Genomic DNA, 20,239 nt, shown 5'->3' with positions numbered 1-20,239 from the left:
GGTCCGGAGGATGCGGAGTCGGCGTCGTACGGCGTGTCGGCGTCGGTCACGGGTGTCCTCCGGGGGCCGTGGCGAGGGAGAGGAAGAGCCGGGTGAGCAGATGGGTGGTGTGCAGCGCGCTGACGGAGACGGCGGTCCGCCGGGCCGGGGTCGGCGCGAGTGCGTCGAGCACGCGGTAGAGGTCGTCGAGGTGGCCTCCGTCGAGTTCCGCGTGCTCCCTGAGGGTGCGGAACGCAGCGTCGGGGAACCCGGTGGCCGCGGCGAGGCGGTCGGCGAGCCGCGGCCCGGGCGCGTTGCCCTCCAGGACCGCGATGTATCCGAGCAGGGCGACGGGGTGCTCGTGTTCGATCCGGTAGTACTGCGCGCCGGCGAGTTCGACGGCGACGGGGTGGGCCACGGCGTCCGGTTCGGCACCGGTGGCGGCCAGGTCCTGGAGCAGCCAGAGGTCGTGGCCGCGCTCCTCCTCGGCGTGGCGGTCGCAGTACGCCGCGAGCAGTGGCGCGGCCGGGTCGTCCAGCTCGGCGCACCGGGCGGCGGCGCGCTGGAGGAGCGGCACCGAGGCCCGTACGAGCGGATGCATGGCGGCCAGGTAGCGCGGGTAGCGCTGCCGCAGGCCGTCCGGTCGCCACAGGGACGCGATCGCGGCCCGCAGCACGGGCGCGGTGGGCGTCAGTGTGGTCCTGAGCGCGAGGGACGCGGTGGGGTTCATCGGCGGCTCCACGTGGTCATCGGGTGCTGTACGCGTCGATCGGCGGCTCCGCGTACACGCCGGCGGTCCCGCGTGGTCATCGGCTGCTCCGCTCCTGTGCGGGTGGCGACTCGACGAGGTGGGCGTAGCGGGCGCAGCCGAGGCGGCGTACCAGGGCGGCGGGTCCTGCGGCCAGTTGCTGCTGGGCGTTGAGCCGGTCGAGCACTTCCCCGACCCGGCCGCCGGCATCGCGGGCCGCGCCCGCGAGGACCTCCGGGCGGTCGGCGAGCGCGTGGCAGCTGCGGCAGTAGCCGGCCGGTGCGGCCGAGGTCGCGTACCGGGTGTGCAGCCGCTGGGGGCCGACCGTCCGCAGCATCCGCAGCACCGGTGAACCGAGGGAACGGGCGCGGACGGCCGGCCAGTCGTCCTCCGCGATGTGGCCGAGCCGTAGGTGCGGGGGCACGGGGCGCCGGTCCACCGTCCACTGGTTGCAGCAGGCCGCCACGGTCCCGTCGAAGGCGACGACCGGCCAGGCGGCGAGGGCGCACGGCGCCGTCACGGAGCCGCCGGGTCCGGGCGGTGTCGCGCGGACGAGGCCGGCGGCGCGGCCGAGCGGGCGGACCTCGTTGACCAGCAGCGGTACCCGGTCGGCGAAGACGCGGCGGATGTCCCCGACCGCTTCCGCCAGGTACGGGTCGTCGGGACCGGTTCCGGTGAGGTGGACGCTCACGGGGGTCCCGGTGTCGAGGACCGACCGCAGGACGCGCAGCACGTCCGCGCGCGGGACCTCGCGCTCGTGGTGGACGTCCAAGCTCGCCGAGAAGTGGTCGAGGGCCGTGATCGCCCGCATGATCCGGTCCGGGACGTGCCCGTCACGGGCGAAGAACATCCCGCTGAGCAGCGCCGTCCGGGAACCCGCGTCGCGCGCGCGTCCCGCAAGGCGGACGACCAGCTCCGGCAGCAGCAGCGGTTCGCCTCCGGTGAGCATGACCACCTCCGGGCGGTCCTCCGTACCGAACGAACCCACGAAGCGCAGCAGTTGCTCGGGGTCGGGCCGTTCGGACACCGAGAGGGAGGAGTCGGTGGAGCAGTGGGCGCAGCTCAGGGGACAGCGGCGGGTAAGTGCCACCAGGAGGCCGCCGCAGGGCACCGGCCGCAGGCCGATCAGCTCCGCCAGGTCCACGTCTCCTCCTCCGTACGCGGGGCGTCGCCCGGATTCCCTTACGCAGGGCGTCACCCGGATCGTGACGCGGGACGCCACACTTCCGGTTCGGGAACACCTGGTAATCGGTTAAGTTCCAGGTCAGGGCGGGCGCGGAGGGCTGATCCCGGCGGGCGCGGTGGGACGGGCAGGGCGGGCGACGGGGCGACTGGCCGGGTTCCCGCGGTGTTCCGCGCTCCCGTCGTCGCCCCATACCGGCCTCCAACCGACGACCAGGCGTTCCCATACCGGGCATCCGTACGTTCATTCCCAGCCGGCGCAGCGACGCCGCCGACCAAGGAGGACGAACATGCCCGAGAACACGAACCCGAAGCCGATCGAGGACGAGGACATCGAGGTCGTCGCCCACAGCGAGGACGAGGAGGCCGAGGCCGGCTGCATCGTCAACAACTCCAGCGACCTCTCCTGACCGAGGTCGTCGAGGTCTGAAGCACCGCGCGGGCCACTCGGCTTCCTGGCAGATCCTGCCAGGAGCCGGGGGGCCCGCGGCCCACTTCGCCCGCTCACCAGGCCACCCGGGCGTCCACCCGGTCCCTGACCGTGCACCCGGCCATCCGTCCGGCCCCTGACCGTGCTCCCGGCCCCCGGCCATCCGTCCGGCTCCCGGCCGTCCGCCCGGCCCACCGACCACCCCGCCCGCCATCGCCCGAGGGAGCTCGCACGTCGTGAAGATCCTGCTCTGCCCGCTCAGCGACGGCGGTTACCTCTACCCGACGATCGCGGCCGGACGTGAACTGCGGCGCCGCGGCCACCGGGTCAGCGTGCTCGGACGGTCCACCGCCGCGCCCGTCGCGGCGGAGGCCGGACTTCCGTTCGCGGCCGCCGAGGACTTCGGCGGGCGACGGGCCTTCTCCGCCACCTGGTGGGGGAAGACCGGCGCGGCGCAGTACCGGGCGACCCTGCGGGCCGCCAAGGACGCCGACGCCGACGTGCTCGTCACCTCCGTGCTGTGCAACGGCGCCCTGCTCGCCGCCGAGACACTGGACCTTCCTGTGGTCGTGATCGGGCTCTCGGTCCATCTGTGGGACTACCGGACGGGCGGCGGCGACGAACCGCACCTGGGCAGGACCCGGTCGAGCAGGACCCTCGACTGCCGGCGCATCCACACCGCCACACGCGAGGAGGTCGGCCTGGCGGCGCGCGCGCCCCGGTGGGCGGACGATCCCCTGCCAGGCGACGCCCTGCTGCTGCGCGGGGACCCGGCACTCGAGTACCCGGGCGCGGAACTCCCCGAGCGCGTGACGCACATCGGCCCGCTGGCCTGGGAACCGAAGGCGGACCCGGCGGAGGTCGAAGCGGTCGCGGACCACGTGGCACGTTCCGGGAAACCCGTCGTCTACGTCCACCTGGGCCGCTTCTTCGGGGGGAACAGCCTGTGGCCCCGGCTCAACGAGGCGTTCACCGGCGGCCGGTTCCAGGCCGTGGTCGAACAGGGCAGGTCCACCGAGCCGCGGCCCGCACCGGACGCCGACATCCTGCTGGTCCGCAAGCCGTGGATGGGCCCGCTCGTCGACCTGGCCGAGATGGTGCTGGCCAACGGCACCTCCGCTCCGGTGCTGGCCGCTCTGCTGCGCGGCCGGCCCCTCGCGCTCTCTCCCAACGGCTCCGAGCAGCCGCTGCTCACCGGCGCGTGCGTACGGGCCGGTGTGGCCGTGCGCGTCCCGAACACCCCGTCCGCCGACCCGTCGGCGCTGCTCGATCGGGCGTGGCGCGACGACGGCCTGCGGAGCCGCGCCCGAGCGCTCGGCGCCCGGCTGGCCGCGCCGGACGGCGCGGCGCGCGCGGCCGACGTCGTCGAGCGCGTCGCCCAGGCATCCGCAACCCCGAAGGAGGACCATGAGTACGCGATCAGCCGGCCTCGATGAGGCCGTGACGAGTCTGTCCGCGGGTGTGCGGCACTGGATCGGGCAGCACGCCGGATATCTCGACTCCCCGGCCGGCCGCGCCGAACTGCCGGTGACCCCGCGCGTCAAGGCGCTGCTCCAGCTCGCGCTGCTCCGCCGCCACTGGGGGTACGCGGCGCCCGACGACCCGGTCCTCACCGAGGTGACGGGCGTGGTCGAACGGGCCTGGGGGCGGCCGGACTTCCCCGAACTCCTCACCCTCGACCGCCGGTACGCGCGGCAGTTCGAGCTGATGTACGCGGCGCTGGCACCGGCCGGGGCCGGCGCGGACGCCCCGGGCGCCGTGGTGGCCCGCCTGTCGGCCGACGGCTATCTGGCGCCGCGCCGGAAGTCACCGTACCTCCATCTGGAGGCCCGGTACCACGCCGATCTCGCGGGCGCCGAGCACTGCTTCGCCTCGTACCGCGAGCTGTACGAGACCAGCGTGCCGGCCCGTGCCGCCGCGGTGCCGGTGGCCGATCTCGACGTGTGTGTGGTGACCCACACCGTCTTCTACCTCGGTGACTTCGGCCTGCGGGATCCTGGTCTGACCGAGGAGGAGCGGGGGGAGCTGCTCGGCGTCGTGGAGCGGCTCACGGAGCGCTGTGTGGGGCTCGGTGAATGGGACCTCGTGGGCAAGCTGCTGCTCGCCCAGTTCTGCCTGGGCGCGGATCCGCTGGGCACCCCGTCGGGTGCGGCCGGATTCCGGATGCTCGCCGAGGTGCAGGCGCCGGGCGGCGCGATCCCCGGACGGTCCGTCGTCCGGCGGGCTCCGGCGGACGCGACGCCGGTGGACTTCTTCCGGAGGTCCTACCAGGCGACCCTCGTCACGGCGCTCGCGACGCTGATCGTCACGAGCGGCCGCCGGGCCGGGGGGCTTTCCACAGCGGGGGCGACGACAGGAGGGGCCCGATGACCACGGACCAGGCGATGACCACCGACCAGGCGACGACCACCCGTTCCGTTCCCCCCGGTGCGCGCCTCCTGCGGGGCGAGCGTGACTGGTGGTTCCTCGGGCCCGGCGGGGTGGCCCGGCTCGGGGACCGGCACGTCACGGCCGACGGGGTCCTGCGCCCCGAGGCGGCGGACCGGCTGCGCGACAGCGGCATGTTCACGCCCGCCCGCGTCAGGGCGTACGCCCTGACGGTGCTCACCAGCACCCACTGCAACCTGGGCTGCGGCTACTGCTTCCAGAACACCGCGCAGGACGAGGCGGGCGGCAGCCGGCCGCCCCGGATCGCCAGGACCCGCCTCAGTTCCGCGACGATCACCTCGATCCTCGGCTTCACCGAGCGGCAGATGGCGGCCGTCGGCCTGGAGAAGCTCAGGATCCTCCTCTTCGGCGGGGAGCCGCTCCTCAACCCGCGCGGCTGCCTGGAACTCCTGGAGCGGGCCGCGGACATCGCGCCGACATCGGCCTGGATGATCTCCAACGCGACGCTGCTCACCCCGTCACTGGCCCGGCGCCTCTCCGACCGCGGTCTGACGTCCATCCAGGTCACCTTCGACGGCGACCGCGCCGATCACGACCGGATCCGGGTCGGCAGGGCGGACGGCAGCGGGACCTTCGACAAGATCGTCCGCAACATCGTCAAGGCCTCCGAGGTGTCCCCCATCCAGTGGACGCTGCGGGTCAACGTCTCCCAGGAGACCTTCCACGGCGTCGACGCGCTCATCGACCGGCTCGTGGGGGCGGTCGACCCCGCACGGTGCACCCTGTACTTCGCCCGGGTCGGCGACGTGGGCGTCGGGTACGCCAACAGCCTGCTGCACACCGGCGAACTCTCCGCCGCCTTCACCCGGTGGCAGCGCAGGGCCCTCGACCTCGGCTTCACGGTGAGCCGCCCCGGTGCCCGGAAGACCTGCGTGACCTGCGGTCACGCCGACGGTCGCTACGGGGCGGTGGTGAGCGCGGACGGAACCCTGGCCAGCTGCTGGGAGACCGCGGGCAAACCCGACTGGGAGGTGGGCACCGTCACCGACGGCTATCGGCCCGGCGCGGAGACCCGGGACCGGTGGATCGCCTGCCAGGACCTGTACCGCTTCGACGAGAACGCGCGGACGCTGGCGCGGTTCCGTGACGTCGTGGACACGGCCCTGCTCGACCATCTGCACGAGACGGGGCGCCTGTAGCCATGGCCTCGCCCCTGGAGCGGCTCTCGGCCGGCGCGCTCGGCTGGCTGGGAGGGAACCTGGACCACTTCGATCCGTTCGCCGCGAGCGCCGGGACCCCGACCCGCGGCCGGGCGAAGGCCGCGCTGGAGCTGGCGCTGCTCTGCCACTGCGCGGCCCGCCCGGGCGGCTCCCCCGACGCGCTCGACGGGGCGACGGCCCTGGTCCGAAAGCTCTGGCAGCACCCGGACCTTCCCAGGCTGTTCGACGAGGACCCCGCGTACACCTCCACGTACGGGCTGGTCTTCGCCGCGCTGGCGCCCGACGGGATCGACGGCACCGTGTGCCGGGACACGCTCGCCCGGCTGGACCCCGGTTTCCTCTCGTCGCCGGGGAGGTCGGCGTACCGGCGCATCGAACTCCGGTACTACGCGGACAAGGCCGGGGTCCGCCACGCCATCGAGCCGTACGCCGAACTCGTCCCGCTGAGCCCGCTGGTCGCGCTCCGCGCCGCCGGGCCCGGGGACGCGACGGGGCCGGACGGAGCACCGCTCACCACCCCGGAGGCGTACGCCCTGACGCACACCGGCTTCTACCTCGGGGACTTCGGCCGGGCCGTGCCCGTCCTCACCGACGGCGACCGGGCGCACGCGGAGGGCCTGGTCGACCGGATGCTGCGGCACTGCGTCGCGCACGACCGGTGGGACCTGGCCGCGGAACTCGTCCTCACGCAGTACATCCTGGGGAGCGATCCGCTGCGCACGCCCTCGGGATCCGCCGCCCTGGAGTGCCTGGTGCGGGCCCAACGGCCCGACGGCGCGGTCCCCGGACGGTCCGCGGCGCTCGCGGCGGCTCCGTCCGCGCCGCCCGGGGAGTTCTTCCGGAAGGCGTACCACACGACCCTGGTGACCGCCCTCATGGCGCTCGCCGTCGCCTCGCCGAGGCCGTCATGACGCCGCGGCTGACGCTGATCAACCGCGACTACACCCGGCTGTGGTTCGGCCAGGCCGTCTCGTCCGTCGGCGACGCCGTCTTCAGCACCACCCTGGTGCTGTGGGTGGCGACCGTGCTGGCGAAGGACGAGACATGGGCGCCGATGGCGGTCAGCGGCGTGCTGATGGCGTCGAGCGCCGCCGTCCTCGTCATCGGTCCGCTCGCGGGCGTGTTCGTCGACCGCTGGGACAAGCGGGCCACGATGCTGCTCAGCGAGGCGGTGCGCGGCGTGCTCGTGGCCGTGCTGACCGTCGTCTCGTTCCTGCCGACCGACGCCCTCCCCGCGGGCGTCTGGCTCGCCGTCGTCTACGCGACGGTCCTCCTGCTGCACGCGGCCGGCCAGTTCTTCTCGCCGGCGCGGTTCGCGATCCTCGCGGACCTCGTCACCGGGGACGTCGACCGCGCCCGCGCCGCCGGCATCGCGCAGGCGACCGGTGAGACGGCGTGGATCATCGGGCCTCCCCTCGCCGCGCCCCTGCTGTTCACCGCCGGACTGCAGTGGGCGCTGCTCTTCAACTCGCTGTCGTACGCGGTGTCGTACGTCGCCGTCCGCTCCATCGGGACGGGCCCGGGGGCCACGGCTCCGGACGGACGGGGTGCCGCGCGGAAGTCCGCCAAGACGCCGAAGGGCGGTCTGCGGCGGGAGTTCACGGACGGCCTGCGCTTCTTCGCCCGCAGCCGGTTCCTGGTCGCACTGCTCCTGCTCGCCGTCATCGGCCAGTTCGGCATCGGCGCGCTCAGCACCCTCAACGTCTTCTTCACCACCGACAACCTCCACGCGGAGGCCCATCTCTACGGGTACGTCGGCATGGCCATGGGCATCGGAGGCATCACCGGCGCGCTGTGCGCGGGCCGGGTGGTGCAGTGGTTCGGAGCCCGGCGGAGCACCTGGATCAGCCTCCTCGTGAGCGGTGTGCTGCTCGTCGCGTACTCCCGGCAGGGCGGTTTCCTCGCCGGAGTCGCCCTGCTGTTCGTCTTCGCGGTCCCGCTCACCGTGCTGAACACCGCGATGGCACCGCTGCTGCTCGCGGCGGCGCCCCCGGAGTACCGGGGGCGGGTGATGGCGGTGTTCTACCCGGTAACGAAGTTGGCGTCGATGCTCTCGGCGGTCCTGTCCGGCTGGCTCGCGGGTTCCGTGCTCCACGGCTTCGCGGGCTCCGTCGGGGGCCTCCGGTTCGGTCCCATCGACACGATCTTCGCGGTCTCCGGCCTGATCGTCGTGCTGTCCGGGGTCTACGCCTGGCTCTCCCTGCCCGGTACGGAGACCGCGGACGACACCGTCGCGGACACCGTCGAGAAGGCCGGTGCCGGTGCGGCCGCCGCCCCCGCCCACCGTCCGCCCCACCACGAACGAGGGAGCATCGAGTGACCCGCGACGACGAGCGACCGCCACGGCGCCCGTACCCCCACGCGGAACGGCGGGACGTCGTCGAGGAAATCCACGGGCTGCGGATCCCCGACCCGTACCGCTGGCTGGAGGACGCCGAGGCCCCCGCGACGCTCCGCTGGAGCGCGGAGCAGGAGTTGCTGTACGAGGCGGAGCGCGCGGCCCTGCCCGGCCTGGCGCGGTGGGAGGCGGAGGTCGCGGCGCTCGACGCCGTCGACCGCTCCAGGGCGCCCAAGGTCCGCGGCGACCGGGTCTTCTGGCTGCGGCAGGGCGCCGGCCAGGAGCATCCGGTGCTCGTGGTCGCGGAGACCGGCCCGGACGCGGTGGAGCGGGTCCTGCTCGACCCCGGTGCCCTCGACCCCTCCGGGCGTACCGTGCTCGACGCCTGGGAGCCCTCGGTGGAGGGCGACCTGCTGGCCTTCCAGGTGTCGCGGGACGGCACGGAGGACTCGCTGCTCCAGGTGGTCGACGTGGCCACGGGGAAGCTCGTCGACGGGCCGGTCGACCGGGTGCGGAAGTCGTCGGTCGGCTGGCTGCCCGGGGGCGGGGCGTTCTACTACGTCCGGCATCAGGACCCGCGGCTCCACCCCGGCGAGGAGCGCTACCACCGCCGGGTGTGTCTGCACCGGGTCGGCACGTCGCCCGACGAGGACGCCGTCGTCTTCGGTGACGGGCGGGACAGGACCCAGTTCTACAGCGTCTCCGTGACCGCGGACGGCCGTTGGCTCGGTGTCACTGCCACGCTCGGCACCGGTCGCGGTACCGACCTCTACCTCGCCGACCTGACCGCGGGACCGCCCGAACGGCCGCTGCTCCGGCCGGTCCAGGAGGGCAGGGAGGCCGCCACCCGGCTGCACGCCGTGCCCGGCACGGGCCCCCGGGACCGGGTGTGGCTGCGCACCGACCGCGGCGCCGCCCGAGGTCGCGTCGTCGCCTGCCGGCCGGACGAGATCCACCTCGGCCCCGACGCCTGGCACGAGGTGATCCCGGAACGGCCCGACGCGGTACTGACCCACCTCGTCGTGCTGTCCGGCCCGGGGACCGGACATCCGCTCGGCCTCGCGGCCTGGACCCGGAACACGGTCGCCGAGGTGACCGTGCACGACCTCGTGGAGGGCCGCCAGGTGGCCACGGTCCCGCTGCCCGGCACCGGCGCCGTCGGCGACTTCTCGGCCGGGCCGCCGGGCAGTCACGAGGCCTGGTTCGCGTACACCGACTTCGTCACGCCGACCCGGGTGCTCCGCTTCGACGCGCGCACCTGCCGCGTGACGCGCTGGGAGCACGACGCCCCGGACGCCCTGCCGGTCGGCGGCGCGGTCACCCGGCAGGTCGCCTTCCCCTCACGGGACGGGACGACGGTCCGCATGTTCGTGATCTCCCCGACCGGGAGTCCGGACGTGCCGCGGCCGACGCTGCTCACCGGATACGGCGGCTTCGGCCGCACGATGTCGCCCCGCTACCGCGCCCAGGTCCTCGCCTGGGTGAGGGCGGGCGGGGTGTTCGCCTGGGCGGGACTGCGGGGCGGCGGCGAGGAGGGCGAGGCGTGGCACCGCGCCGGCAGCGGTGAGCACAAGCAGAACACCTTCGACGACTTCGCCGCCGCCGCCGACCGGCTGGTCTCGGCGGGCTGGACCGCGCCCGGCCGGCTCGCGATCATGGGCGGCTCCAACGGCGGACTGCTCGTCGGCGCGGCACTCACCCAACGGCCGGGTACGTACGCCGCCGTGGTGTGCATGGCCCCGCTCCTGGACATGGTGCGCTACGAGCTGTCCGGCCTCGGGCCCAGCTGGACGCCCGAGTACGGCAGCGCCCGGGACCCCGCGATGCTGCCGACGCTGCTCGGGTACTCGCCGTACCACCGCGTCACACCGGGGACCGCGTACCCGGCGGTGCTGCTCACGGCCGCGGACGGCGACACCAGGACCGATCCGCTGCACGCCCGCAAGATGTGCGCCGCGCTCCAGCACGCCTCGTCCGGCCCCGGACCGGTTCTGCTGCGACTCGAACGCGGCGTCGGACACGGCGACCGGGCCGCGTCCCGCGCGGTGGCCCTCCAGGCCGAGTGCCTGGCGTTCCTCGCGGACCACGTGGGGCTTCCGGCGCCGGGCGGGACGGCGGGGACGGGGAGCTGAGGGGCGGGGGCGTGCGCGGGGGCCCGGTCGGTGCGGGCCTCGCGCGGTCGGCCGGACGCGGAACCCCGGTCCGTGCGGGCCCCCGCGTCGGTGCTCAGCCCGAGGCCAGGACCGGGGTGCCGGACCTGGTGCCGCGGGCGTACAGCCTTATCAGGTGCGGCAGTTCGTAAAGCGCCGCGTGGGCGGTGACCTCGCCGCCGGGTGAGGTGACCATCCCGGCGTCGATCAGTGCCTCCACCACCCGTACGGCGTGCCGCTCGTCGCACCCCAGGGCCTCGGCCGCCTCGCTCAGGCCGAACGGGCCGTCGCCCGTGCCCGCCGCGAGGCGGCCGGCGTCCCGGCCGCACTCCCCGGGCAGCGCCTCCCAGCCGTCGGCGATCCACCGCCGTACGGACACGTCCCCCGAGGTCAGCTCGTCCAGCGCCCCGGCGGGGTCGGTGAGCCGGTCCGCGAACTCCCGCAGCGGTACGTGGCGCAGGACCGCCAGCCGCATCCCGCTGACCCTGACGGCGAGCGGCGACCCGCCGCACGCGCGCACGATGCGCAGCGCGGCCTCCCGGTCGGCCCGCACCCGGCTCCCGCCGACGAGCCCGGTGAGCAGCTGGAGCGCCTCCGCGGTGCCGAGCGGCGGGACGGACACCCGGTGGACCGGTGCGAGACCGCCGAGCTGACCGCGTGCGGTGAGCAGCACCCTGCCCTGGCCGCCGCACGGGAGCAGGGCCCGTACGGCGCGTTCCTCCGGCACGTCGTCCAGGATCACCAGGACGCGGTGCTCCGCGAGCCAGTCGCGCCACGCGCCCGGCCCGGAGAATCCCGCCCTGCCCGTCCGTTCGGCGAGCTCCGCGAGCACGGCGGCCTGCGGGCGGGGGGCGCCGTCCGCCGCCCGCAGGGACACACAGAGCCGCCCGTCGGCGTACCGGTCGCCGAGGAGGTGGACGGCCCGCACCGCCAGCGTGGTCTTGCCCGCCCCGGCGGGACCGGACAGCAGCACCACCCCCGAGGCGCCGTCGTCCTCCAGCACGTCGACGAGATGGCGCAGTTCCTCCCCGTGGCCGGTGAAGTCGACGAGATCGGGCGGCAGGATGACGGGGGCCGGGCGGCGGGTGGCGGGGGCCCGGGTCGCGGGCGCGCCGGAGCCGGACGACCCGGCGCGGTCGTCGCCCGCGAGGAGCGCCCGGTACCGGGCTGCCATGGCGCCGCTCGGCTCGAGTCCCAGCTCCCGGGCGAGGAGCTGCCGGTAGTCGTCGTAGACCGCGAGTGCCTCGCCCTGCCGGCCGGAGGCGTGCAGGGCGCACATCCAGGCGGATCTGAGGCGCTCCCGCAGCGGGTGCCGCTCCACCAGGTCCCGCAGTCCCTCGACCACCGCGGGCGCGCCACCGAGGCCCACCTCCGCCTCGGCCCAGTCCTCGTACACGGTGAGACGGCGCAGTTCGAGCCGCTCGGCCTCCTCGGCCAGCCGGGGTGACTGCCGCAGGTCGTCACCCAGCGGCGGCCCCTGCCACAGGCCGAGGGCCTGCCGGAGGAGCCGGGCGGCCGGTGCGGGCCGCTGCCCCTCCGCGGCCCGCACGAGGGAGCGGAACCGCAGGAGGTCGAACTCGTCCTCCGCCACGCGCAGCACATATCCCCCGCCCGTGTGGGTGAGCCGCGGCCGGTCCCCGTCGTCCTCGCCCAGCAGCGCGCGCAGGGCGCTGACGTACACCTGGAGGTTCTTGCGGGCGGTACGCGGGGGTTCCTCCGGCCAGACCGCGTCGGTCAACGCGTCGACGGAGACCGGGCAGTTGGCGGAGCCGAGGAGCATCGCGAGGACGACGCGCTGCTTCAACGGGCCGAGGTGCAGCGGCCGGTCGTCCCGGTGCACGGCCAGCGGGCCGAGGACGGAGAACCGGAGAGTGCCGGGTGACGCTGCGGGTGGCGCGGACGGACGCGGCATCGAACGAACCTCCGTAGGGGGACGGGAGTTGACCGGTCCGCTCGATGATCCGCCGCGCGGACCCGTCGCACATCGGTGCCGGGCCCGCAGAGTCACGGGACCGGGGGCGGTCGTATGGGGGCCGGGGCCCCCATACGGACGGAGACGGCCCCCATCCCGGGCCCGCCGACCCCCACCACCACGCTCCGGCGACGCCCCACCCGGGCCGGTCAGGCCGGCCGCGCCCGGGGGACGGCCCGCGGTGGCGGCGTCCGGTCGTCCGCCCGTTCCGCCGATAGGGCGCACAGGGCCGAGCGGTCCGCGCAGCCGGTCTTGGCCATCAGGCTCGCCATGTGCTTCTCCACGGTCCGGGGCGAGATGCACAGGCGCTGGGCGATCTGCTGGTTGCCCGGCCGCTCCCCGAGCAGGGCGAACACCTCGTACTCGCGCGGGGTGACGCCGGCCGTGCGCAGCTCCGCCGGGATCCGCTCCCGGCCGCCCCTGCGCTGCGGGACGCTGATCCCCGCCCGGCGCAGTACGGCCCGGCAGGCTCCGGCCACCGGTTGTACGCCCGCTTCGTGGAAGTACTCCTCCGCGGTGCGCAGCCAGGCGACCGGTTCGCCCCAGGAGTCGTCGAGTGCCGCCTCGGCGACGAGCCGCAGGGCGAGATGCCAGGCCTGCGGGAACACCGCCGCCGCGCGGCCGGCCTCCGCCACGGCGCGCCGGGCGCCGTCCGGGTCGCCGTCGCGGCCGCGCAGCACCGCGTCCGCCATGCCGAGGAACATGCGGTTCCAGGCGAGCTGTCCGCCGGGCGAGGCGAGGGCCTCGTGGTAGGCGTCCCGGCCGCCGTCGTCGCCGTCGAGGATCCGCAGCAGCGGGCGGAGCCCGTACCGTCCGCTGAGGTAGAAGAAGCTGGGGTGGTCCCGCTCCCAGGTGGCCACCGCGTCGAGTTCGGCCGCCGCCTTCTTCCGGTCCTCCGCCATCAGCGCGCCGACGGCCTGGCACAGTCCGCGCTGCACGGGGACGAGCATCGATTCCTCGCCGCCCGCGCGGCGGAACCTGACCAGGGCTCTTTCCTGCTCGCGGCTCTTGCCCCGGTGCGCGGCGAGCAGGGCGTCGACGAGGAGGAGGTAGCGGTGCGCCGACAGGTTCTGGAGGCGGGCACTGGCCTCCAGGGACCGTTCGACGATCTCCCGGGCCCGGTCCCACCGTCCGGTCAGCACGCTCTGCATGGCGAGCAGTCCGTCGACGGTCTGGAGCAGGGCGAGCGAGCCGAGTTCGTGAGCCGCCGCGCGGGCGGTCTCCAGCTGGGTCGCCTCGCCGGTCCGCAGGAACGCGTTGGTCCCGAGCCGCACCAGGGCCTCGGCCCGGGACACCGCGAGCCGGTGCTTCTCGGCGACTTCGAGCATCCGCACCAGGCAGGCGTCGGCCTCGTCGAAGCCTCGCTCCCGGGAGAGCAGCGCGAGGAGCTGCCACGCGCGGCAGGCCACCACGGGCCGGTCGCCCTGTTCCGCGGTGAGCGCGGCACGTCTGGCGGAACGTTCCGCCTCCGCGAGCCGTTCGCGCCCGGCTGCGGCGTCCCGGCCCTCCGGAGCGCGTCCCGCGTCCGCACCGCTCGGCCCGTCCTGATCGGGAAGCAGCGCGAGATGGCCCTCGACCACCACGAGCGCGGCCTCCTGCTCCGGGCTCGGCGCGCCCCCGAAGAGGGCGCGGGCCGCCCGGATACGGCTGCGCGCCTCCTCCTGTTGCTCCGCCATGGTCGCGACCCAGGCGACCTGGGTGTGGGCCTGGGCCCGTTCCTCCGCCGCGCGCGACCCCGCGGGCACGGGCGGCAGATCGTCGAGGAGCGCGCAGGCCGTGTCGAGCCGCCCGGCCTCGGCCTCCGCGATCGCCAGCCGTACGGTGATCGCGTCCCGTTCCTCGTCGGGGGCGAGCCCCCGGGCGCGTTCGAGGAGTACGGCGGCCGAGCCCGACGCACCGGCGTCCAGCATCTGCCGTCCGACCTGGGCGTACTGCCGGGAGGCCGTCACCCTGTCACCCGCAGCCAGCCAGAGGGTCGCCACCAACTGGCGCTCCTCGCCGGACAGTACGCCCGTGGACTCCTCGATCGCGGAGGCGGCCCGTCGGGCCAGGGCCGCCTGTTCGGCGGGCGGCAGTGAGGCCCTGAGGGCGTCCGCCGTCAGGACGTGGCGGAAGGTGTAGTCGTCGTGGGCGGCGCCGTCCGGGGCGATGATCCCCGCCTCGGAGGCGGACCGGAGGTGGGCGAAGAGCGCCCGGTCGTCGAGCCCCGTGACCGCCCGCAGCGCCCCGACGGAGAACCGGCCGCCCAGCGTGGCCGCGATGAGCAGCAGGTCGCGCACGGGTTCGTCGAGCCGGTCGAGCCGGCGCGCCCAGCTGCGGACGGCGCCCGTCGGCACCGTCGCCTCGCCCTGATCGGCGAGCCGCCACCAGCCCTCGGCCCTGGTCAGCCGCCCCGTGTCCAGGAGGTCGGCCAGCAGGACCTCCACCAGGTACGGGTTCCCGCCCGCCCGCTCCGCGAGGTGCCGGTGCGCGGCCGGCGGCACCTCACCGGGGTTCGCGTCCAGACACGCGTCCACCATGTCCTGTACGGCGACGGCGTCGAGGGGCTCCAGCTCCCGAACCGACGCGGTGTTGCGGAGTTCGGCGGCGAGTGCGAGGTCGAGGGCCGGGCCGGGGTCCGGGCGCAGCGTGCCCACCAACAGGACCGGCAGGTCGGCCACGTTGTCGACGACGTACTCGACGACCGCGATCGTCTCGGTGTCGGAGTCGTGGAGGTCTTCGAGGAGGATCACGCACCCGCGGTCGCGGCCGAGGACCGCGAGGAGTCTGAGCAGCGCCTCCGCCATCTCGACCAGCGAGATCGCGTATCCGGGCGCCCCCGTGCCGGCCCGCCACTCGGGCACGAGTCCGGCGAGCGCGGGGCGGTACGGGACGAGTTCGGGGTCGTCCGGGGCCCCGGCCGCCCGGAACCGGGAGGACAGCGCCTCGATCAACGGCCGGAACGGTACGACGAGTCCGGTGGACGTGGCGCGGCCGCGAAGCACCGGCATGTCCCGGGCGTACGCGCGTAAGGCGCACTCGCCGGCCAGCCGGGATTTGCCGATCCCCGCCTCGCCGACGAGGAACACCGCCCGTCCGGCGCCCCTTCGGACGCCCTCGAGGGCATCGTCAAGGAGCCCGATCTCGGTTGCCCGCCCCACGATGACCGACGACGTCGCTCGCATGGGCGCAGGTTACTTGCTCCTTTTCCCTGACGGCAGGGGGCCGGGGATCACCCCGGCCCCCGCTCGCTCCGTCCGGACGACATCCCGGCCAGGTCACCGGCCCTTTCCGGACAGGGCCTGGGACCGCGGGACGGTGTAGGTGGTGTCGGTTGTGTCAGGAGAGGGGGATGGTACCGGTGGTGTACGGCATGTCCAGGGAGGCGGCGGCGTCGAGACCCGACGTGCCGAGCAGCCTGCTGCGCAGCCCGAGGGCGCCGCTCGCTCCGAACGTCACCTCGCCCACGGGGTGCTCCTGGGCCGAGGTCTCCGCGCCGGCGCCGCCGTCGACGTACATCACCGAGTCACTGATCTGCATGGGTCCTCACTCGTCCTTGGTGTCCGCAGGAGTGGTGGTCGTGCCGGGTGGTGCGGTGGAGCGCGGTGCGGGGCGGTGCGATGGGCGGGTGGTGCGGTGGGGCGGGTGGTGCGGTGGGGCGTTCTGTGGGGTCGTCACGGCGGCGGTCGTGGGCGGCTACGGCCCCGGGGCGGACGCCCGCAGGAGAAGCAGGGACGGTACGCGCTCCGGGAACCCCGCCCGGAGGAGTCCGTGGCCGATTCCCGCGAGGCCGGTCAGAAGCCCGGGGTGGGCGACACCGTCCGGCGCTCCGCTCCGGGCGCCGGAATCCTCCACGGACGCGAGGAGCTCCCCGGCCCTGCGGATCCAGTGCGGGCGGGCCTCCGGGAGCGCGTGGTGGCCGAGGAGTTCGCACAGGCCCGCCTCTCCGTGGCACAGACTGTCGTCGGGAGCCCGCCGGTCCCGGCCCAGCTCCTCGACGGCCTCCCGGGACCAGGCCGCCAGGTGCGGATCGTCGAGGGCGCCCGGTGCGTCCAGTACCGCGAGCGCGATACCGGCGCGTCCCCGGCACCACGCCGAGGCCCGGGCGGCCTCTCCCCCGGATTCCTCGGCAGCCGAGTCGACGGAGGCACCCCCGTGGCCCCCGTCGACGGCCGCCCGCAGCGCGGTCAGGCCCGCGACCCGATACCGGTCACCGTTCCGGCCCTGGCCCCCGGCGTCGGCTCGGGCCCGGGCCTCGATTTTGGTACCCGTTCCGGCCACGGCTCCAGCTCCGGTTCCGGCCACGGCTCCCGCTGTGGCCTGGACTCCGGCGACGGTTCGCACGCCGGCTTCGGCAGCGGCTCCCACTCCGGCTTCGGCTTCGGTTTCGGCTCCCGCTTGGGTTCTCACTCCGGTCTCGGCTTCGGCGAAGCGCAACAGGGACCAGCCGATTCCGGCCGCACCGGTGGTGAAGCCTCGCCCGGCGGCCGTGGGACCGGCGCTGAGCAGCCGGTCCGCGCAGGCGCGCGCGGCCCGCCAGATCTCCCATGCCTCGCCGCCGGTGACGGAACCCGAATCGATGGCGTCCGGGCCGCCACCCGCTCCGTGGGCCGCGAGCAGGGCGGCGAGCCCGCCTGCGACGCCCGCGCCCACCCCGTACTCCCGTTCGGTCTCCGCCGCCGCCCCGGTGAGGCGGAGGGCGGCGGACGCCCATGAGCCGATCTCCGGATCGTCCAGCAGCCGTGCCGTCTCTCCGAGGGCGTACGCGATGCCGCCCAGCCCGGAGAAGGCGCCCGAGCCCACCGCGGCGAGGTCCTCGGGGCGGGTGGTCAGCACGTCGAGCAGGCGCGGCACCGGCGCGAGGGCGGTCCTGGCCGCCTCCGCGTAGTGCGCGGCGCCGGTGAGCGCCGCCAACTGGGCGAGGAACAGGGCGGGTCCGGTGTAGCCGCCCGCCAGGTCCGCCGGCATCGGGCCGATCCGCCAGTAGCGGTCGTCCAGGAGTTCGAGGCCGATCCAGTTGCTGCGGGGGCCTTCGCGGTACGCGAGGGAGACCAGCTGGTCCCCGACGGACCGGGCTGCCGAGAGGAGCCGCTCCGGCTCCGGGGCGCGCTCGGCCGTACGGGTGCGGCGGCCGGGGGCGGGCCGGTGCGCGGGCGTGCGGGAGGTCGTCGCCATCGCGGCGCGCACGATCCGCTCCTGGTCCTGTCGGTCGACCGTGTCCAGAGCGGCGAGCTTCGCGGCGACGCGAGCGGCCCCGGGCAGGTCCGTACGGCCGGCCGGCGGCCGCTCGGGCGCTCCCCACAGAAGGTTCCGGCCGGGTCGGGCGGTGAACAACGGTACGTCTCCGGACCAGAGTTGGGCGATCTCCTCGGTGACGAGTCCTGGTGTGAGGACCGTGCCGAACGCGTCGGTCCCCAGAGCCTCGAAGACCCGTTGCCGGGCGTCTGCGTCCTTCAGGAGGTCGGGGTGCGTCGACTCGTCGAGCAGCGTGCTGTACATCCAGGTGGGACGCACCACCACCCGTACCTCGTCCTCGGTGAAGGCCGCCAACAGGTCTGTGCCGTGGAGGAGTTCCTCCCGGGCGGCGCTGAGTGCGGTGTATCCGGCACGGAAGCCGGCGCAGAGCGCGTCGATGTGGGCGCCCGGCTCGACGGGCGCGCCGTCGGCCAGTCGGGGCCGGTTGGCGGACTCGCCGAACGTTCCCGCCCTGCGGACCAGGCGCATCCGGTCGGTGCCGGCGTCGGCCCAGTCCGCCCGCGCCACGGGCGAGACGGCCTCGTGGCCGCCGCCGACGGCGGACACGTCGAGGGCGCTGTGGTCGCCCACGAGGAGCTGGGGCAGCAGTCCGACCCGGTACACGGAGTCGTGGAGTGCGCGGGCCGCCGGGTCCTCGGTGGCGGCGGCTCCCGGCAGCGGCGGGTGGAACAGGGTCTCCACGTCGACGAGGACCGGGTGGGCGCCGACGGCGATCAGGTTCTCGTGGTGCAGGTCGGTTCCGTCGAGCAGGTGCAGCAGCGCGAGGAGCGCGCCCTGGCGTCCGTAGAAGGTCTCGACCTCCTCGGCGGTGGCGCAGGGGCGCGCTGCGACGAACTCCACCCACCCGTAGGCGCCCCGGTCGAGCAGCCGCAGCGTGCGGAGGTCGGGGGCGTCGGGCAGCCCGTTGAACCACGTGACGACATCGTTGAAATGGCGGTGCGCGGCGAGCGGACGAGGTTTGTAGACGAGTCGGGTGCCGTCGGCGAAGCGCAGCAGCAGCACGCCGCGGCCGCCCCGGTGTCCGTCACCCACGCCGGTCTCGACGCCGACGAGCGGCCTCGGCCCTCCGCCGGAGCCCCGCAGGAGACCTGCGGTCAGCCGGGCGTGGTCGTCGGCGAGGCGCTCCAGGGCCTCGCCGACCGCGGCCGCGGTGTCGAGCGCCGCCCGTCCGAGGATCCGGGCGAGTACGGGCCTCCCGGCCAGCAGGGCCGCCAGACCGCGCCGGGACGCCGTACGCCCCAGAAAGTCCCGGAACCGGGCGCGCGGGTCGTCGCCGTCGAGGCGTCCGGCGGTCCGTGCCTCGTGCAGTTCGAGGACCAGCGTCCGCGCCGCGGCCCGCGCGAGTCTGCCGCTGAGCTGCCGCTCCAGGTCGCCCCGTACGGCGGTGACGTCCACGAGGTCCCGCGCCGTCACGGACAGGCCGCGCTCCAGCCGCTCCCCCGCCAGGACGGTGAAGGGCCGCAGTATCCAGGCGAAACCGCTCAGCCCCGGGTACTCCTCCGCGGGCGCGACGGCCTCCTCGGGTGCGGCGGCGGTCGCCGCTTCGGTGAACGCGGCCCAGTCCGGGCGCGGCCCGCTCCCGCTCCCGTTCCCGTTCGCGTCGGCGGAGACCTGCCCGGCCTCCCACCACCGCTGGACGGCGGACAGCGAAGCCTCGGCCCGCCCGTGCCCCGTCTCCGCCGCCATCGTCCCTCCTCCGCCACCCGGCCCGCCGCTCGGTGCCCGCCCTGATCCTGGTACGGACGGCGCCCGCGGGGCATGGGGGAAGGTCCCCCATGTTCTCGACCCGGACCCCGGACCCGTTCGTGGGCCGGGGCCAGTGTGGGGGTCGCGGGGTCAGGACGGGCGGCGTCGGACGGCTCGCGCGCGGTGACCGGTTCCCGCTCCCGTGGGGCACCCCTTCAGCTGTATCCACAAGCGTCCGTCCGCCACCTCCGCGGACACGAGACGCATGGGAGGAGGAGGTCGGGGCAGGCGGACCGTGGGCGGGACACGACGTCCGCCCGTACCGACAAGAGTCCGTACCGACACGGAGAAGGGAAGGACGACGGAGAGCACCTCGTCGTCCCCCATCGACCGGAGGAGTTGTTGTTCGCGTGACTGAGAACGCCTGGAGCTACGGTTCGACCTCGGGCCACCTGGCCGGCGCGGTCCTGACCGGATACAAGGTCGAGGCGACCGACGGCAGCATCGGCAAGGTCGACAAGCACTCCGACGAGGTCGGCGACGCCTACCTGGTGGTCGACACCGGGGTGTGGATCTTCGGCAAGGAGGTCCTCCTCCCCGCCGGTCTCGTCTCCCGCATCGACCCGCAGGAGCAGAAGATCTACGTCGACTGCTCCAAGGAACAGGTGAAGGACTCCCCCGAGTTCCACCGGGAGACCCACCTCAGCGACGCCGACTACCGCGACCAGCTGGGCACGTACTACCGGCCCGGCGGTCTCGTCTGATCCGTCGCCCGGATCGGGGCACGACGGCGGGGCCCGGACTCCAGGAGTCCGGGCCACCCAGAACCCGGTCGAGTACGAGGGCACCTACCCCCTCCCCGAAGCCCAACTGGACCGTTTCCTGCTCAAGCTGACGATCCCTCTGCCCTC

The 20,239-nt window shown here is 74.8% G+C and carries 14 protein-coding genes and 1 pseudogene; 8 read left to right on the top strand and 7 right to left on the bottom strand.

All coding sequences use genetic code 11. The features are described 5' to 3' along the window. Positions 1–46 precede the first annotated feature (46 nt). Together ABZ567_RS22990 and ABZ567_RS22985 are read right to left on the bottom strand one after the other, a co-directional pair. Positions 47–709, bottom strand: coding sequence for an iron-containing redox enzyme family protein (locus tag ABZ567_RS22990; protein WP_360792847.1), 663 nt, complete (start codon positions 707–709; stop codon positions 47–49). Between the two features lie 76 nt (positions 710–785). After that, on the bottom strand, positions 786–1,871 hold the full coding sequence (locus ABZ567_RS22985) for a radical SAM protein (protein WP_360792845.1): 1,086 nt from the start codon (positions 1,869–1,871) through the stop codon (positions 786–788). A gap of 704 nt (positions 1,872–2,575) precedes the next feature. On the opposite strand from ABZ567_RS22985, the gene ABZ567_RS22980 reads away from it, so the two are divergent. The 6 genes from ABZ567_RS22980 to ABZ567_RS22955 are packed head-to-tail and all read left to right on the top strand — an operon-like array spanning position 2,576 to position 10,417. After that, positions 2,576–3,775: a glycosyltransferase gene (locus ABZ567_RS22980; protein ID WP_360792843.1), complete on the top strand. Its 1,200-nt coding sequence runs from the start codon at positions 2,576–2,578 to the stop codon at positions 3,773–3,775. Next, positions 3,747–4,709 (top strand): hypothetical protein, encoded by a 963-nt coding sequence (locus ABZ567_RS22975; RefSeq protein ID WP_360792841.1) that lies wholly within the window; start codon positions 3,747–3,749, stop codon positions 4,707–4,709. Before ABZ567_RS22980 ends, ABZ567_RS22975 begins: the two co-directional genes overlap by 29 nt. Then, positions 4,706–5,926, top strand: a complete 1,221-nt coding sequence (locus ABZ567_RS22970) for a radical SAM protein (protein ID WP_360792839.1) — start codon at positions 4,706–4,708, stop codon at positions 5,924–5,926. The genes ABZ567_RS22975 and ABZ567_RS22970 overlap by 4 nt, the downstream gene beginning before the upstream one ends. A gap of 2 nt (positions 5,927–5,928) precedes the next feature. Beyond that, the gene (locus ABZ567_RS22965) at positions 5,929–6,858 is read left to right on the top strand and encodes a hypothetical protein (RefSeq protein WP_360792837.1); all 930 of its coding nucleotides are present in this window, start codon (positions 5,929–5,931) and stop codon (positions 6,856–6,858) included. Next, positions 6,855–8,267: an MFS transporter gene (locus tag ABZ567_RS22960; protein ID WP_360792835.1), complete on the top strand. Its 1,413-nt coding sequence runs from the start codon at positions 6,855–6,857 to the stop codon at positions 8,265–8,267. Before ABZ567_RS22965 ends, ABZ567_RS22960 begins: the two co-directional genes overlap by 4 nt. Then, positions 8,264–10,417, top strand: coding sequence for a prolyl oligopeptidase family serine peptidase (locus ABZ567_RS22955; protein WP_360792833.1), 2,154 nt, complete (start codon positions 8,264–8,266; stop codon positions 10,415–10,417). Before ABZ567_RS22960 ends, ABZ567_RS22955 begins: the two co-directional genes overlap by 4 nt. A 94-nt stretch (positions 10,418–10,511) precedes the next feature. Here ABZ567_RS22955 and ABZ567_RS22950 read toward each other — a convergent pair whose 3' ends face one another. From ABZ567_RS22950 to ABZ567_RS22930, 5 genes are all read right to left on the bottom strand, one after another. Next, the gene (locus ABZ567_RS22950; protein WP_360792831.1) at positions 10,512–12,347 is read right to left on the bottom strand and encodes a BTAD domain-containing putative transcriptional regulator; all 1,836 of its coding nucleotides are present in this window, start codon (positions 12,345–12,347) and stop codon (positions 10,512–10,514) included. Between the two features lie 209 nt (positions 12,348–12,556). Next, positions 12,557–15,571, bottom strand: coding sequence for an AAA family ATPase (locus ABZ567_RS22945; RefSeq protein WP_360792829.1), 3,015 nt, complete (start codon positions 15,569–15,571; stop codon positions 12,557–12,559). Positions 15,572–15,725: 154 nt separating this feature from the next. Then, the gene (locus tag ABZ567_RS22940; protein WP_360792827.1) at positions 15,726–15,926 is read right to left on the bottom strand and encodes a hypothetical protein; all 201 of its coding nucleotides are present in this window, start codon (positions 15,924–15,926) and stop codon (positions 15,726–15,728) included. A 6-nt stretch (positions 15,927–15,932) separates the two neighbouring features. Beyond that, positions 15,933–16,064: a hypothetical protein gene (locus ABZ567_RS22935; protein ID WP_360792825.1), complete on the bottom strand. Its 132-nt coding sequence runs from the start codon at positions 16,062–16,064 to the stop codon at positions 15,933–15,935. Positions 16,065–16,082: 18 nt separating this feature from the next. Next, positions 16,083–19,328: a type 2 lanthipeptide synthetase LanM family protein gene (locus ABZ567_RS22930; RefSeq protein ID WP_360792823.1), complete on the bottom strand. Its 3,246-nt coding sequence runs from the start codon at positions 19,326–19,328 to the stop codon at positions 16,083–16,085. Between the two features lie 410 nt (positions 19,329–19,738). On the opposite strand from ABZ567_RS22930, the gene ABZ567_RS22925 reads away from it, so the two are divergent. Beyond that, entirely contained in the window at positions 19,739–20,092 is a 354-nt protein-coding gene (locus tag ABZ567_RS22925) for a PRC-barrel domain-containing protein (RefSeq protein WP_360792821.1), read from the top strand. Between the two features lie 46 nt (positions 20,093–20,138). Beyond that, positions 20,139–20,239, top strand: a pseudogene (locus ABZ567_RS22920) (AAA family ATPase); the annotation flags it as partial.

Source organism: Streptomyces sp. NPDC016459 (genome assembly GCF_040632845.1).
In the GTDB taxonomy this organism is placed as follows: Bacteria; Actinomycetota; Actinomycetes; order Streptomycetales; family Streptomycetaceae; genus Streptomyces.
This window is presented reverse-complemented; position numbering and strand designations above follow the sequence as displayed.